Genomic DNA, 14,522 nt, shown 5'->3' on the forward strand with positions numbered 1-14,522 from the left:
AGTGTTCACCTCATGGCCTTCGACCGGGGAGCACCGGGAGCCCGTGCGGCTCGACGCGCGGGGACCTCCCGGACCCGAGCCCGTCGATCGCGCGGGTCAGTCCTTCGACTCGAGCTGCTTCTTCGCCGCTCTCCGCGCCAGCACCGAGACGTAGTCACGGACCGGCCGGCGCTGCAGGTCCTCGACCTGCTCGCGCACCGCACGCTCCACGTCGGCGGGGTCCTTGTCCGGGAACTTCGACAGGAGGGTCCCCGTCACCTCGAGGATGACCTGCTCCGCGTCGAACGTCTCCGGCATGAGCCGGACGCTACGCACACGAGATGAACGGCGTGGATCGGCCGCGGAGGCCGCGCCGCGTCCGACGGCGTCCTCCGACCCGCGCGGTGCCGGCCCGCGTGGCGACGCGGTGCGAGGCCGCCGCCGGATCGCCCGTCCGCGGCCGCTCCCCCGTTCAGGGGGAGCGGCCGCTAGGATCGCACCAGCCCCAGAACGACGTGGCCCCGCGAAGACATCCCGCACTCTGCGGCGCGAGCGGGACCTGCTGGAGCTCGAACCGGGGCCGACGTGCCCCAGACAGCGGGTCCTCATGACCAGCCTCGCCTTCCTGCCGGACACGACCTCCTACAGCATCCGCGCCTGCCGCTGCGGGGACCGGATGCGCCTCGGACGCGTCGGCCCGGCGCCCGTCGCGTCGTGGCACTGCGGCGGCTGCGGACGGAAGGCGCGACGGTGACGAGACGGAGCGGCGCCCGCCGTGCGCTGGCCGACTGGGCGCCGCCGGCGCCGGCGTCCACCGCGGCGCCCGACGCGTGTCCGCGGAGGAACTGCGGCGCCGAGGTCGAGCCGTCCCTCGGCGTCGACCTCGCCGACGGGGGCTTCACCTGGAGCTGCGCCCGCGGGCACCACGGGCCGCGCTTCGTCGCGACGGCCCCGGCGGCGCGCTAGCGCGCCGCCGGTCGCGGACGGTCGGTCGGGACCTCGCCGGGCGGCCGGAGGACCGCCGGATCCCGCGGCGCCGCGCACCGCATGCAGGGCGCGGCCCGGCAGCCCGGGCAGGTGCACCGCGGGAAGCGGTGACCCCGCCCGCGGCATGCGGGGTTCACGCGTCCGCGGCCGGCGTCGCGCCCGAGCGGAGGGGCCGACCGGCCCGCTCGTCGTCCTCGGCACGGCCCTCGAGCGCCATCAGCGCGGCCCCGAGCGTCGGGAAGGAGCCGAGCGATCCGCCGGTCGGCCCGAACGCGCGGTAGCCGCCGCCCCGCACGGGCTCGGCCATGCCGGCGTACTCGCCGCCCGCCGTGGCGATCCAGAGCTCGTCGGCGGGCGAGTGCCAGCGCAGGGGCGGGCGTCGACGAGGGGCGGAGCGGGCTCCGGGGCGGGTGCGGACATGCTGCGGCACGGCAGCTCCAATCGGTCTCTGCTTCGCAGAGCGAAACGTGCGCCTCAAGCGGGGCGTCCAGACGGGACGGTCCTCATCGCGAAGCGGCGGGCGACTCTACGGCATGCCGAGGCTGCCGTGGTCGGACCGCCCGCGATCCGCGGTGCCGCCCGGGCTAGCGGACCGTCGCGCGGATCTCGTCGAGCGCCTCGAGCAGCGCGTCGAACGCGGGGCGGGTCGGATCGATGACGGCCATGTGATCGGCGTCGACGACCGCGACCGCCACGTCCTGCCCGGCCCGACGGGCCGCCTCCGCGTACGACTCCGACTGGTTCAGGGGGACGACGTCGTCCTGGCGGCCGTGGACGACCCGCACCGGCAGCGCGGGGACGATGCGAGTCGCCGGGTCCGCCGCGGCGTAGCGCTCGGGGTGCTGCGACGAGGAGCCGCCGAGGAAGGCGGCGACGGCGCCGCGGCCGATGGCCTCGCGCTCGCCGAGCCGGAGGTCGAGCACGCCGGCGAGGCTGACGGCGCCGGCGAGCGGCAGCACGCCTCCGGGCCGGGACAGCGCCCACACGGCCAGGTGGCCGCCGGCGCTGTGCCCGACGGTGACGACGGGCCCGGGCTCGACGCCGAGCGAGGAGGCCGCGACGGCGAGGTGCTCGACCGCGGCGGCCGTGTCGTCGAGGGTCGCCGGGAAACCGCCGCCGTTCGGCGTCTGGCGGTACTCGACCTGCCAGACGTGCCAGCCGCGAGCGACCAGCGCCTCGGCGAGCGGCGCGGGGCCGTCGAAGTAGTCGGGCGTGCCGCGCCAGAAGCCGCCGTGGATCAGCACGACCGTGCCGAGCGCTGGGCCGTCGGCCGTGCGGAGGACGCCGTACTGCATCGGGCCGTCGCCGTACTCGAACCGCTGCGCCACGACGCGGACGCTACCCCGGGTCGGCTCGGGGTCCGCTCTCCGGAAGGATCGGCTCGCCCGTCGACCCGGCGGCGCGGGCCCGCCCGAACCGCGGCGCGCCGCCGGTACGGTCGGGGGACGAGGGGAGCGCACTGGCGTGGTGATCGAGGTGGGGCCCGGAGCCGGTGACGACCCGACCGCGGGAATCGTCCTCGCCGACCGCTACGCGCTCGCCGGGCCGCTCGGCCGGGGCGGGCGCGCCACCGTGTACGACGCCGAGGACCGCCTGCTCGGCCGTCGCGTCGCGGTGAAGGTGTTCCACGACCGCGCCGCGGACCCTGCCGTCCTCCGGGAGCAGGAGACCGAGGCGCGCATCGTCGCGAGCCTGAACCACTACGCGCTGACCACGCTGTTCGACGCCGGCGTCGAGGCGGGCGATCCGGCTCGCCCGCAGCTGTTCCTCGTGATGGAGCGGGTGCGGGGCGCGGACCTCCGCTCCGCCCTCACCGCGGGGCCCCTGGGGCTCGAGCAGGCGTGCGCGATCGGCCACGACCTCGCCGAGGGGCTGGAGTACCTGCACGGGGCCGGCTTCCTGCACCGCGACGTGAAGCCGGCGAACATCCTGCTCGCCGCCGTCGACGTCGGCACGCGTCCCCGCGCCAAGCTGACCGACTTCGGCATCGCGGCGCTCGTCGGGCGGGTGCAGCGGGAGGAGTTCGTGACCGGCACGGCCGCCTACCTCAGCCCGGAGCAGGTCGACGGCCGCGATGCGGGGCCCGCCTCGGACGTCTACTCCCTCGGCCTCGTGCTCGTCGAGGCGCTCAGCGGCCGCGTCGCGTTCCCCGGCGACGTCGAGACCTCCGCCTTCGCGCGGCTCGACCGCGACCCGGACCTGCCGACGGACCTCCCCGACGGCCTCCACGCCCTGCTCCGCTCGATGACGGCGCGCGACCCGGCACGGCGACCGGGGCCGGGCGAGGTCGCCGTGCGGCTGCAGGAGGAGCTCGTCGACGACCTCGTCCGCCGGCGCGGCCCGGAGGTGCGGCCGCAGGCGGAGGCGGAGGCGGTCCGGCTCGCCGCGCTCCGCCGCTACGACGTGCTGGACACGCCGCCGGAGGCGGCCTTCGACGAGGTCACCCGGCTCGCGAGCCGGCTGCTCGGCGCGCCGATCGCGCTCATCTCGATCGTCGACACGGACCGGGTCTGGCTGAAGTCGCGGCGGGGCTACGACGCCGAGGCGGTGGACCGGAACACCTCCTTCTGCGTCGTCACGGACCCGGGCACCGGCCCATGGACCATCCCGGACGCCCGCGCGGACCCGCGGACCGCCGACAACCCCGTCGTCCTCGGGGACCCGAAGGTCCGCTCCTACGCGGCCGCGCCGCTGACGACGCGCGACGGGCACCACCTCGGCTCGCTGTGCGTGTACGACCTCGAGCCGCGGGAGTTCGACGGCGAGGCGCTGCGCACCCTCGAGGACCTCGCGGAGATCGTCATGGACGAGCTGGAGCTGCGCCTCGCCAGCCGACGGGCCGCGTCCGCGCGCTGACGGCCGGGTCAGCGGTCGAAGAGCGCCCTGCGGCTCGCGAGCCGCAGCTCGAGCTCGTTCATCACGATCGCGGCGAAGTCGCCGAGCGTCTCCAGCTCGCCGGCGGTGAAGGCGCGCGGGCGGACGTCGGCCGCGTAGAGCGCGCCGAGCCGGTGCCCGTCGTGCGTGACGATCGGGGCCGCCGCGAACGAGCGGACGTGCGGCGGACCGGCGACGAGCGGGTGCTCCGCCGTCGCGGGGTCCTGCAGCGCGTCCCGCACCGACCAGGGCCGGTCCGCGCCGTCGACCGCGGTCATCGCGAGCGCGACGGGCCGGTCGAACTCCTCCCGGTCGACGCCCCGGCGGCTCTTCAGCCACACCCGGTCCACGTCGACGATCGCGATCGCCGAGACGGGCACGTCGAGCGTGCGGGCGACGACCCGGGTGACCCGGTCGAAGCCCTTCTCGGGCGGCGTGTCCAGCACGTTGTAGCGCCGCAGCGCGGCGAGGCGAGCGGCCTCGGACGCCGCCGGTCCCGGGTCCCGCGCGTCGCGCCGCCGGACCTGCTCCTCCATCACCGCGTCCTGGAACCCGGCGGCGGCGCGACGCAGGGTCGTGCGCGCGGCCGGGTCGCGCCGCGTCATCGCGCGGACGATCTCGAGCACGGCGACGGCGCCTTCCCCGCCCTCGACGGCGACGTCCTCCTGCGACGGGTCGGGGCGCCCGGTGAGCGCCTCGAGCAGGACGAGCCCGAGCGACCACACCTCCGAGGCGGTCGTCGGCTCCGCCCCCTCGAGCTGCTCGGGAGCGAGGTAGGCGGTCGTCGCGCTCGCCGAGCGGTCCGGCCCGGGGAGCGCCCCGACCTCCGTCGCGAAGCCGAAGTCCGCGAGCTTCGGGCGCAGCCGCGCATCCGCGTCGCGGGTCGCGACGAGGACGTTCGCCGGCGTGACGTCGCGGTGCAGGAACCCGCCGGCGTGGACCGCGTCGAGCGCCTCCGCGAGATCGTGGCCGAGCCACGCGACCTGCTGCCAGGTGAGGCGCCCGGACCGCAGCACCCGGCGCAGGTCGCCGCCCGGGACGTGCTCCATCACGAGGTAGAGCTGCGGGCGCGCGGGGTCCGCCGTCTCGACGCCGGCGTCGAGCAGCGTCGTCACCGCGTAGTGGTCGAGCGACGCGATGAGGCGGGCCTCGCGCTCCTGGCGGCGCAGCGTCTCCACGGAGCTCGCGGGCGCGTCGAACAGCTTGATCGCGACGCGGCGGCCGAGCAGCCGGTCGTGGGCGACGTGCACGGACGAGGTCTCGCCGCCGCCGATCCGCGGGCCCAGCACGTACCGCTCGGAGAGCGCGTCCGGGATCCGTCGGTCCGTTGCGTCCAACCGGTCCTCCCCGCTGCCGTCGACGGGTCGAGTCTGGTGCACCGGGCCGGTCCCGCGCCCGTCGCGAGCGCAGCGGCAGCGGGGTCGGGCGCCGTCCTGCGAACGGCGCCCGACCCCGCTGCGATCGGTGCGGTCAGACGGCGCGGGCCGGAGCCCTGCCGAGGCGGAACCCGCCCGAGAGCCGGACCAGGGTCGGCACGTCGGTGCCGAGGATGCGCTCGAGGTCGGTCACCGCGCGGCCGATCAGCTCGGCCGCGGCGGCGGGGGAGACCCCGCGCCGGCAGCGCGCGGAGATCGCCAGCATCGGCGTGCCCCGCACCTCGTAGGAGGCGATGCGCACGCCCGCGAACTCGTCGCGGGAGCCGAGGTGCTCCTCGAGCAGGCTCCGGGGCACGGCGAGGTCGATCCGGGTGGTCCCGCTCTCGCCGCGGTGCTCGATCGCGGCGCCGGTCCTGCCGCCGCCGCGCCGGATCATGAAGACCAGGAGCAGCAGGACCAGGATCACGGCCACGACCGCGACGCCGAGGACGAGCGCGCTCGCCTTCCCCGTCGTCGGCTGCGCGACCCACGCGGGTGCGCCGGACGCGAGGTCCTTCGCCGTGGCGCGCCACTGCGAGGCGACGGCGGGCACCAGCGCCAGCGCCAGCGGCACGGCGCCGGCGGCGATCAGCAGCAGGCCGGTGATCGCGAGGAACAGGCGGTTCAGGCCGCGGTTGGTGGCGTTCACGACACCTTCCCCTTCCGGTCGACGACGACCCGGGCGCGGACCGCGGGCTGGACGTTCAGCGCGGCGGCCTGCTCGGCGACGGCGCGCTGGACGGCGCCGCGGTCGACGGGGACGCCCGTGGTGGGCGTGAGGCGGACCGTCGCGGTGCGGCGGCCGACGGAGGCGACGACCCGGTCGGGGTCCAGCCGTGCGGCGTCCGCCGCCGCGCGGGACAGCGACGACGCGAGGACCGCGTCGTCGGCGACCGTCGGGGTCGGCCCGGTCACGACGTGCTTGCCGCGCCGGCCGGGGCCGAACGCGAGCACGAGCAGCACGAGGCCGAGCAGGACCAGCACGGCGCCCGCCGTGATCAGCCCCGCCGCGGGGACGGTCGCGAGGCCGCGGACGCCGGCGGCCATCGCGGCCGGGGTCAGCAGCAGCGCCGGCTGCCCGAGGGCGGCCAGCACCGACTCCGTGCCGATCCAGGCCGTGGCGATCAGCGCGAGCAGCGCGACGAGCACGGCGGCCCCGGATCGCGAGGAGTGCAGCTCGCGTCGGACGACGCGCTTGGCGAGCGCGGTGTCGGTGCTCATCGCACCCTCCTCTCCCTGGTGACGTCGGCGGCGGTGATCCGCACGCCGACCTGCTGGACGTCGGTCCCGGTGATGTCGCTGACGCGGTCCGCGATGGTCCGCTCCGCGGCGGCGGCCCGCTCGAGCACGCTGCCGCCGGAGCGCTGGAGCGCCGACGGCTCGTGCTGGAGCCGGTCGATCGAGACGAGGCGGATGGGCGTGCGCACGGAGAGCGCGAGCCGCCCGCCGTCGTCGGCGAGGTCGGCCTGGACCGCCTTCGCCGCGACGCCGAACGCCTCGGCGGTCACCGCGCGGACGACCGCCTCCATCGCCCTCGTGCTGATCACGTCGCGGCCGCGTGCCGCATCGCTCATGACGAGCTGCTGCGCCCGCGGACGGCGGCGACGATCTCGCTGACGTCGAGGCGCCCCTCGAGGATCCGTCCGACGACCCAGCCGATCGCGATCGCGAGGGCGACCAGGACCAGGGCGCCGAAGTTGAACGTGATGCCGACGATGGCGAGCACCGCTCCGACGGCCATCGCCGTCTGCGTCGTGGTCACTGGACGCGCGCCGAGTCGGCGTCGTCGTCGTCCGACGGGATGAAGACGTCGGAGACGGTCACGTTGACCTCGGTCACCTCGAGACCGACGAGGCCCTCGACGGATTCGATGACGGCGGAGCGGATGCCGTCGGCGACGCGGTGCAGCGGCACCGGGTACTCGGCGATGACGGTCACGTCGACCGCGGCCTGCTTCTCGCCGACCTCGACCGAGATGCCCTGCCCCCGGTCCTGGTTGCCGATGACGTTGCGGATCGCGCCGATCGCGCGGGCGGCGCCGCCGCCGAGGTCGTGCACGCCCGCGACCTGGCGGGCCGCGATGCCCGCGATCTTCTCGACGACGGAGTCGTCGACCGTGGTGGTGCCGTGCGACGTGTCCGTGTTCAGCGCGCCGGTCGTGGTCTGGGAAGCCGTGGCGGAGGCCATGGATCCGCTCCTCACTCGTTCTCGGGCCGCGGCCGGGTGCCGCTGTTGCTCGCCCTTCGATGAGCAGGAGCGCTTCGGAGCGGACTTCCTCACGCCGCCCAGCGACTTCACAGCGAATGCAGCCCGGATCCCGTCGAGTGCACGGAACTACGAGGCCTCAGTCGTCGCCGGACTCGATCCGCCCCGTGGTCGGGTCGGCGCCCGGCCCGTAGCGCAGCAGGACGGCGCCGGTGGGGCCGGCGAGCGGCGGGGCGAGCGGGGTCAGCCCCGTCGGCACGACCCCCTCCGGGAAGGCGCGCCGCCCCTGCCCGAGCACCACCGGGTAGATCCAGAGCGCGAGCTCGTCGAACGCCCGCGCCGCGAGCAGCGTGCGCACCAGGTCGAGGCTGCCGATCACGTGCACGCGCTCGTGCCGGTCCCGGAGCGCGGCCGCCTCCGCCGCGACGTCGGCCCCGAGCTGCACCGCGCCCTCCCACTCGAGCGTCCGCGGCGAGCGCGACGCGACGTACTTCGGGATCGCGTTCAGGTGCCGTCCGATCGCGTCGAGGTGGCGCGGCCAGTACGCCGCGAAGATGTCGTACGTCCTGCGGCCGAGCAGCAGGGCGTCGATGCCCGCGATCCGCTCGAGCACCGCGGCGCCGACGACCTCGTCCTCGAACGGCGCCTGCCAGCCGCCCCAGACGAAGCCGCCGCTCGGGTCCTCGTCCGGTCCGCCCGGGGCCTGCCCGACGCCGTCGAGCGTCAGGAACAGGTCGATCGAGATCCTGCCCGTCATCAGCGCCTCCTCGCGGTCGTCGGCATCCTCCACCCGCTCGGCCCGGCGGTCCAGCGTCGACCTCGGCCGGCCGCCGGCCGGCCCGATCGCGGTCGGCGGACACGCCCGGCGCTGTCCGACCCCGCGGTTACCCTCGTGCAGTGGTCACCGCCCTCTACCGCCGCTACCGGCCGGAGACCTTCGCCGAGCTGATCGGGCAGGCGCACGTCACGGATCCCCTGCGGACCGCGCTGCGGACCGACCGGGTGAACCACGCGTACCTCTTCAGCGGTCCGCGCGGCTGCGGCAAGACCACCTCCGCGCGCATCCTCGCGCGCTGCCTGAACTGCGCCGAGGGCCCGACGGACACGCCGTGCGGCGTCTGCCCGAGCTGCGTGGAGCTCGGCCGCGACGGCGGCGGCTCGCTCGACGTGGTCGAGATCGACGCGGCGAGCCACAACGGCGTCGACGACGCCCGCGACCTGCGCGAGCGGGCGGTGTTCGCCCCGGCCCGCGACCGCTACAAGATCTTCATCCTCGACGAGGCGCACATGGTGACCTCGCAGGGGTTCAACGCGCTGCTCAAGATCGTGGAGGAGCCGCCGGAGCACGTGAAGTTCATCTTCGCGACGACGGAGCCCGAGAAGGTCATCGGCACGATCCGCTCCCGCACCCACCACTACCCGTTCCGCCTCGTCGCGCCCGCGCAGCTGCTCGACTACGTCGCGCACCTCTGCGAGGAGGAGGGTGTGCGCGTGGAGGCCGGCGTGCTCCCGCTGGTCGTGAAGGCCGGCGGCGGGTCCCCCCGCGACACCCTGTCGCTGCTCGACCAGCTGATCGCCGGGTCGGAGGGCGACCTGGTCGAGTACGAGCGCGCGACCGCGCTGCTCGGCTACACGAGCGCCTCGCTCATCGACGACGTGGTCGCCGCGGTCGCGGAGGGCGACGCGGCCGGCGCGTTCGCGGCCGTCGACCGGATCGTGCAGACCGGGCAGGACCCGCGGCGGTTCGTCGAGGACCTGCTCGAGCGGATGCGCGACCTCATCGTGGTCGCGGCCACCGGCGACGCGGCGGCGAGCGTGCTCCGCGGTGCGCCGGCCGACCAGCTCGCCGCGCTCACGGTGCAGGCGCAGCGCTTCGGCACGGCCGAGCTCTCCCGCATCGCCGACACGATCAGCGACGCGCTCGACGAGATGGTCGGGGCGACCTCGCCGCGGCTGCACCTCGAGCTCATGGTCGCGCGCATGCTCGTGCCCGCGACCGACATCGGCGCCGCGGCGACGCGCATCGAGCGGCTCGAGCGCCGGGTCGGCGTCGAGGCCGCGCCCTCCGCGTCGGCGCCCGCCCGGGCCGCCGCACCGGCGGCACCGGTCGCGACGCCCGCCCGTCCGGCGGCGGACGCGGCGCCGGTCGTCCGACCGCCGTCGTTCGACGTGCCGCCGCCCTCGGCCCCGGTCCCGCCCGCGCGGCCCGCCGCTGCGGCGGCGACCCCGCCCGCCGCCGCGACCGACGTGCCCGCGCCCCAGCCGGCGCGCCCGGCGGGGGCGCCGCTCACGATCCAGCACGTCCGCGACGCCTGGCCCGAGGTCCTCGAGACCGTGCAGCGCGCGAAGCGCAGCGCCTGGGCCGTCGTCTACACCTCCTACCCGCTGGCGCTGCAGGACGACGTGCTCACGCTCGCGTTCGTCAGCCGCAGCGACGTCGAGGGCTTCAAGCGGCCCGCCCAGACCGGCGGCGGGGTGAGCGAGGTGCTCCGCACCGCGATCCTCGAGGTGCTCGGCGTCCGCGTGAAGTTCCTGCCGCGCGTCGACGGCGGCGCGGGCCGGGCCGAGACGACCCCGGCCGCGACCGCGCCCGTGGCGGACCCGCCCGCGGAGGACGTGCCGCCCGACGACGTGCCGCCCCCGGACCCCTACGAGGACGAGGAGCCGCGTCGCGCCCCGGTCGCGCCGGTGCCGGTGCGGGCCGCGGCGCCGGACGTCGCCCCGCCCGCGCCGCCGGTCGTCCCGGTGGTCTCCGAGCCCCTGCCGCCCGCCGGCTGGGGCGCTCCGGTCCCCGTGCCGGCGCCCGAGCCCGAGCCCGAGCCCGAGGCGGCGGAGCCCGAGCCGGCTCCTGCCGCCGTCACGACACCGGTCCCGCCGATCCGCCCGGACGAGCACCAGCGCTACGGCGAAGCCGTGGTGCGGGAGCTGCTCGGTGCGAGCTTCCTCGAGGAGACCGTGATCACCCCGACCGAGGTGCGGTAGCCCATGTACGAAGGCATCGTCCAGGAGCTGATCGACGAGCTGGGCCGCCTGCCGGGCATCGGCCCGAAGTCGGCGCAGCGCATCGCGTTCCACATCGTCCAGACCCGCGGGTTCGACGTCTCCCGGCTCGGCGAGATCCTGCTCGAGGTGCGGGAGAAGGTCCGCTTCTGCTCCCTCTGCGGGAACGTCGCCGACCAGGACCGCTGCGGCATCTGCCGCGACGCGCGCCGGAACCGGGCGACGATCTGCGTCGTCGAGGAGCCGAAGGACGTCGCCGCGATCGAGCGCACCCGCGAGTACCGGGGGCTCTACCACGTGCTCGGCGGCGCGCTCAGCCCCATCGACGGCATCGGCCCCGACGACCTCCGCATCCGCGAGCTCGTCCAGCGGCTCGCCGACGGCGAGGTGCAGGAGGTCATCATCGCGACCGACCCGAACATGACGGGCGAGGCGACCGCGACCTACCTCTCCCGCCTGCTGAAGACGATGGCCGTGCCCGTCAGCCGCCTCGCCTCCGGCCTGCCCGTCGGCGGCGACCTGGAGTACGCGGACGAGGTCACGCTCGGCCGCGCCTTCGAGGGCCGTCGCCTGGTCGAGCACTAGCCCGCCCGACGCGGTCGCGTCGCAGCGCGGCGGCGTGCGGGTCCGGCGTTACGATCGCGCATGCTCGTCCCGATCGGCGCCGGCACCACCATCTCCCTCACGGACGCCGGGCACGGCCCGGCCGTCGTCCTGCTGCACGGCTGGCCCGTCACCGCGCTGCACTGGCGGCACGTCGTGCCCGTGCTGCTCCGCGCCGGGTACCGGACGATCGAGGTCGAGGCGCGCGGGCTCGGCGACGCGTCGTCCGGACGCGGGGGCCACGCGAAGGCGACGCTCGCGGACGAGGTGCTCGCGGCGCTCGACGCGATCGGGGTGCGCCGGTTCGCGGTCGTCGGCCACGACGTCGGCGCGACGATCGCGCTGCTCATGGCGGCGGCGCAGCCCGGCCGCGTCGCCGCGATCGCCGTCGAGGAGGAGGTGTCGCCCGGCATCGAGGTGGAGGCGCACGAGTCCGACTCGTACCCCTCCTGGCACCTCCCGCTGTTCACGGCGCCGGAGGGCGTGGCCGAGCGGCTGCTCGCCGGTCGGCTCGACGCGACCGTCGACGCCTACCTCGGCGGCAGCGCCGGCCCCGCCGGCCTCGACTTCGACGCGCACGTCGGGTACATGAGCGCCTACGCCACCGACGACCGGCTCGCCTCGACCCTCGCGCTCTACCGGTCGGCGCAGGAGGACGCCGTCGCCGTCCGGCGCGCGGTGCGCCGCCGGCTGCCGATGCCCGGGCTGGCGATCGCGGGCCGGTTCGGTCGCGGCGGCCAGGTCGCCGAGGCGCTCGCGCACTCCGTCTCCCGCGTGCACTCGGTCGTCGCGCGGGACGCCGGGCACTACCCCGCCGAGGAGGCCCCGGACGCGGTCAACGGCGCGCTGATCCCGTTCCTGCGCGCCGCGTAGCGGCGGGCGACGCCCCTCAGCGGACGGCGCCGCCCGACCCGGCGTCGGGGTCGACGTCCGGGACGAGGTCCGCGGGCGCGCGCCGCTTCCCGAGCTGCAGCACCTCCGGGTCCGGCACGGCGAGCCCGAGCGTGCGGAGCACCTCGACGTCGGAGCCCGACATCTGGATCAGGATGCGGTGCAGCAGCGGCCGGGGCACCCGCGCCAGCACGTCGGCGTTGCGACGCGCCTGCTCCTGCCGCACGGCCGGCAGCAGCCGCGCGGCCCGCCGGTGCTGCGACAGCAGGATCGCCAGGTAGCCCCGCCACAGCTTCGGCAGGAACCGCTCCGCCTCGCGGTCGGCCGACACGGCGACGAGCGACCGCTCGAGCGAGTCGAAGTAGTGCAGCTGCCGTGCGTCACCGATCTGCGTGAGCGAGGTCGTGACGCCGCGCCGGTAGCGGTAGCCGTTGAGGTCCTCGAACGAGACGCGGCCGCCGGACAGCAGGACGCGCCACCACCAGTCGCGGTCCTCAGCGGTCAGCAGCTCCTCCGCGAACGTCAGGCCGTGCTCGAGGAGGAACGACCGGCGGTAGAAGCCGCCCCACGCCGTCGGGAAGTCGACGATCGACGGCCGGTGCACCGGCAGGACGTGCTCGCGGACGTCGACGGGCCGGCCGCGGACCCCGATCGGGTTCCGCACGACGTCGCGGCGGTTGCCCGTGACCCGCGTGTGGTCGACGCGCATCACGTCGACGTCGCGCTCCTCGAAGCGCGCAAGGGCCTCGTCGAGGTAGCGCGGAGCGATCCAGTCGTCGCCGTCGAGGAACGTCACGACGGGAGCGGTCGCCTCCGCGAGCCCGCGGTTGCGGCCCGCCGAGAGACCGGTCGTCGCGTCGAGGTGCAGCAGCCGCGCGAGCGGGAAGCCGCCGAGCGCGGCCGCCGCGATGTCGGGCGTCGCGTCCTGCGAGTGGTCGTCGACGAACAGCAGCTCGACGTCCTGCCGCTCGGTGCGGGCGAGGGTGGCGAGCAGCGTCGGCAGGTACGGGGCCACGTCGCGCAGCGGGACGACGACGGAGAGCCGAGGGGCCTGGGTCACGCGGTAGGGCGCCTTCCGGTGGAGGTCGAGGGCGGCCACCGTGTCACCGGATGGTTGCCGGACGGTGGACCGCCGGTAACCGGCGGGGGTTACGGTCCGCCCCGTGCGTCACGTCTTCGAGGTCTCCACCGGGTTCGGGCTGTGCGGCGTCGCCGCGATCATCGAGCGGTTCGACACCGGCTCGCCGGAGGACCGCGTGCTCCTCGTAGCGAACACCGTGCAGGCGTTCGAGGCCGTGCCCGCGGTGCACGAGCTGCCGGAGTACGCGCCGCTGCTGCGGCTGTTCGGCCGGGTCGTCCACCTGAACGACCTCATCGCGCCCGAGCACCCGCACGGCTGGTCGCCGAGCCCGGGCACGCACGCCGCCCGGCTCGCCGCCGCGCAGCTGCATGCCGCGTGCGGCATCGACGAGGGGGAGGAGCACCGGCTGTGGGTGGAGTCGATCCACGGCACCGCGTCAGCGTCCCTGGTCCGGCTGTTCGAGCACGCCCGCATCTCGGTCTACGCGGACGGCCTGATGACCTACGGGCCGACCCGCATCGGCATCCCGGCGCTCGTCGGCGACCGCGTCGACGAGGTCGTGCACCTCGACCTCGTGCCCGGCCTGCAGCCCTGGGTGCTGCGCGAGTTCGGGCCCGAGTACCGCTCGTTCCCGCTCGACGGGTTCCTGCGGGTGCTCGAGTCCGTGGGGCGGGTCGACGCGCCGCCCGTCGAGGGCCCGGTCGCGGTCGTCGTCGGGCAGTACCTCGCCGACCTCGGGCTGCTCACCGCGGAGGAGGACGCCGAGCTGCTGTCGCGGATGATCCGCGTCGCCACCGAGCAGCTCCCCGGCCGGCCGGTGCTCGTGCGGGCGCACCCGAAGGCCGCGGCGCACGCGACCGCGGCGGTGGTCGCCGGCTTCGCGGCCGAGGGGCACGACGTACGGCTGCTGCCGACGAGCGGGCTGGTCGAGACGCTCTTCTCGGCGCTCGACGTCGCGCTCGTCGTGAGCTGCTTCTCGACGGCGCTGCTCACGGCCCGCGCCATGGGGATCCGCACGGTGTCGGTGGGCGCCGCGGCGGTGCTGCAGCGGCTGCGGCCGTACCAGAACAGCAACCGGATGGCGATCGTGCTCGCGGACCTGCTGAACGAGTCGGTGCCGCTCGGCGGCGGCGCCCTCCGGCCCGCCGAGCCCGATCCGGTGCTCGTCGACCTCGTCGCCGCCGTGACCGCGATCAGCATGCAGCCGGGCACGCTCGAGCAGCAGCTCGGGGTGCACGACGCCGCGGTCCGTGCGCTGGCGCCCGGGCAGGCCGCCGTGCTCCGCCGCTACGTCGGCCTCGAGCGGCTCCGCCGGCTGGTGGCGGACCTGCCCGCGCCGGAGCCGTCGCTCGCGAGCCGGGTGCGCCGGAGCGCCTCCCGGGTCCCGGCCCTGCGGCAGGCGTATCTGACGGCGCGGCGCGCCCGCGAGGCCTGGGCCGTCGCGGCCGGCCGCTGACGGGGGAGCGACGGGGCGCCGGTACCATGTT

General features: G+C 76.1%; 17 protein-coding genes. 6 read left to right on the forward strand and 11 right to left on the reverse strand.

Annotated features, from left to right (window positions below; genetic code table 11):
* Positions 1-96: 96 nt before the first annotated feature.
* On the reverse strand, positions 97-297 hold the full coding sequence (locus tag D1781_RS16255; RefSeq protein WP_147392129.1) for a three-helix bundle dimerization domain-containing protein: 201 nt from the start codon (positions 295-297) through the stop codon (positions 97-99).
* Between the two features lie 432 nt (positions 298-729).
* Between D1781_RS16255 and D1781_RS16260 the strand changes: the two genes are divergently transcribed.
* Positions 730-945, forward strand: coding sequence for a hypothetical protein (locus D1781_RS16260; RefSeq protein ID WP_119483564.1), 216 nt, complete (start codon positions 730-732; stop codon positions 943-945).
* A gap of 154 nt (positions 946-1,099) precedes the next feature.
* Here the strand turns inward: D1781_RS16260 and D1781_RS16265 are convergent, their stop codons facing one another.
* Complete coding sequence (locus D1781_RS16265; protein ID WP_119483565.1) at positions 1,100-1,396, reverse strand: hypothetical protein; 297 nt, start codon at positions 1,394-1,396, stop codon at positions 1,100-1,102.
* A 154-nt stretch (positions 1,397-1,550) separates the two neighbouring features.
* A complete protein-coding gene (locus D1781_RS16270) occupies positions 1,551-2,294 on the reverse strand; it encodes an alpha/beta hydrolase family protein (RefSeq protein WP_147392130.1) in 744 nt (247 codons plus the stop codon).
* Between the two features lie 136 nt (positions 2,295-2,430).
* Here D1781_RS16270 and D1781_RS16275 point away from each other — a divergent pair, with 136 nt between their 5' ends.
* Positions 2,431-3,822, forward strand: a complete 1,392-nt coding sequence (locus tag D1781_RS16275) for a protein kinase domain-containing protein (protein ID WP_158590144.1) — start codon at positions 2,431-2,433, stop codon at positions 3,820-3,822.
* Between the two features lie 8 nt (positions 3,823-3,830).
* Here the strand turns inward: D1781_RS16275 and D1781_RS16280 are convergent, their stop codons facing one another.
* The 7 genes from D1781_RS16280 to D1781_RS16310 all read right to left on the reverse strand — a co-directional run bounded on the left by D1781_RS16280 (position 3,831) and on the right by D1781_RS16310 (position 8,217).
* Positions 3,831-5,177 carry a protein kinase domain-containing protein gene (locus tag D1781_RS16280; RefSeq protein ID WP_158590145.1) on the reverse strand — a complete coding sequence of 449 codons (1,347 nt, stop codon included), beginning with the start codon at positions 5,175-5,177 and terminating at the stop codon, positions 3,831-3,833.
* Between the two features lie 133 nt (positions 5,178-5,310).
* Positions 5,311-5,904, reverse strand: a complete 594-nt coding sequence (locus D1781_RS16285) for a hypothetical protein (protein WP_119483569.1) — start codon at positions 5,902-5,904, stop codon at positions 5,311-5,313.
* On the reverse strand, positions 5,901-6,476 hold the full coding sequence (locus D1781_RS16290) for a hypothetical protein (RefSeq protein WP_119483570.1): 576 nt from the start codon (positions 6,474-6,476) through the stop codon (positions 5,901-5,903). The genes D1781_RS16285 and D1781_RS16290 overlap by 4 nt, the downstream gene beginning before the upstream one ends.
* The gene (locus tag D1781_RS16295; protein WP_147392131.1) at positions 6,473-6,829 is read right to left on the reverse strand and encodes a hypothetical protein; all 357 of its coding nucleotides are present in this window, start codon (positions 6,827-6,829) and stop codon (positions 6,473-6,475) included. Before D1781_RS16295 ends, D1781_RS16290 begins: the two co-directional genes overlap by 4 nt.
* Positions 6,826-7,017, reverse strand: coding sequence for a hypothetical protein (locus D1781_RS16300; RefSeq protein WP_119483572.1), 192 nt, complete (start codon positions 7,015-7,017; stop codon positions 6,826-6,828). Before D1781_RS16300 ends, D1781_RS16295 begins: the two co-directional genes overlap by 4 nt.
* Positions 7,014-7,442 (reverse strand): Asp23/Gls24 family envelope stress response protein, encoded by a 429-nt coding sequence (locus D1781_RS16305; RefSeq protein ID WP_119483573.1) that lies wholly within the window; start codon positions 7,440-7,442, stop codon positions 7,014-7,016. Before D1781_RS16305 ends, D1781_RS16300 begins: the two co-directional genes overlap by 4 nt.
* 157 nt (positions 7,443-7,599) lie before the next feature.
* On the reverse strand, positions 7,600-8,217 hold the full coding sequence (locus D1781_RS16310) for a dihydrofolate reductase family protein (RefSeq protein WP_119483741.1): 618 nt from the start codon (positions 8,215-8,217) through the stop codon (positions 7,600-7,602).
* A 140-nt stretch (positions 8,218-8,357) separates the two neighbouring features.
* On the opposite strand from D1781_RS16310, the gene D1781_RS16315 reads away from it, so the two are divergent.
* From D1781_RS16315 to D1781_RS16325, 3 genes are read left to right on the forward strand one after another with little or no spacing between them, the layout of a single operon-like run.
* Positions 8,358-10,442 carry a DNA polymerase III subunit gamma and tau gene (locus D1781_RS16315; RefSeq protein WP_119483574.1) on the forward strand — a complete coding sequence of 695 codons (2,085 nt, stop codon included), beginning with the start codon at positions 8,358-8,360 and terminating at the stop codon, positions 10,440-10,442.
* A gap of 3 nt (positions 10,443-10,445) precedes the next feature.
* The gene (gene recR / locus D1781_RS16320) at positions 10,446-11,045 is read left to right on the forward strand and encodes a recombination mediator RecR (RefSeq protein ID WP_119483575.1); all 600 of its coding nucleotides are present in this window, start codon (positions 10,446-10,448) and stop codon (positions 11,043-11,045) included.
* Between the two features lie 60 nt (positions 11,046-11,105).
* Positions 11,106-11,936 (forward strand): alpha/beta fold hydrolase, encoded by an 831-nt coding sequence (locus D1781_RS16325; protein ID WP_119483576.1) that lies wholly within the window; start codon positions 11,106-11,108, stop codon positions 11,934-11,936.
* A gap of 16 nt (positions 11,937-11,952) precedes the next feature.
* On the opposite strand, the gene D1781_RS16330 is transcribed toward D1781_RS16325, so the two are convergent.
* The gene (locus D1781_RS16330; protein ID WP_119483577.1) at positions 11,953-13,053 is read right to left on the reverse strand and encodes a glycosyltransferase family 2 protein; all 1,101 of its coding nucleotides are present in this window, start codon (positions 13,051-13,053) and stop codon (positions 11,953-11,955) included.
* A gap of 64 nt (positions 13,054-13,117) precedes the next feature.
* On the opposite strand from D1781_RS16330, the gene D1781_RS16335 reads away from it, so the two are divergent.
* Positions 13,118-14,491, forward strand: coding sequence for a polysialyltransferase family glycosyltransferase (locus tag D1781_RS16335; RefSeq protein WP_119483578.1), 1,374 nt, complete (start codon positions 13,118-13,120; stop codon positions 14,489-14,491).
* Positions 14,492-14,522: the final 31 nt, after the last annotated feature.

The sequence above is a fragment of the Amnibacterium setariae genome (assembly GCF_003581425.1).
Classification (GTDB): domain Bacteria; phylum Actinomycetota; class Actinomycetes; order Actinomycetales; family Microbacteriaceae; genus Amnibacterium; species Amnibacterium setariae.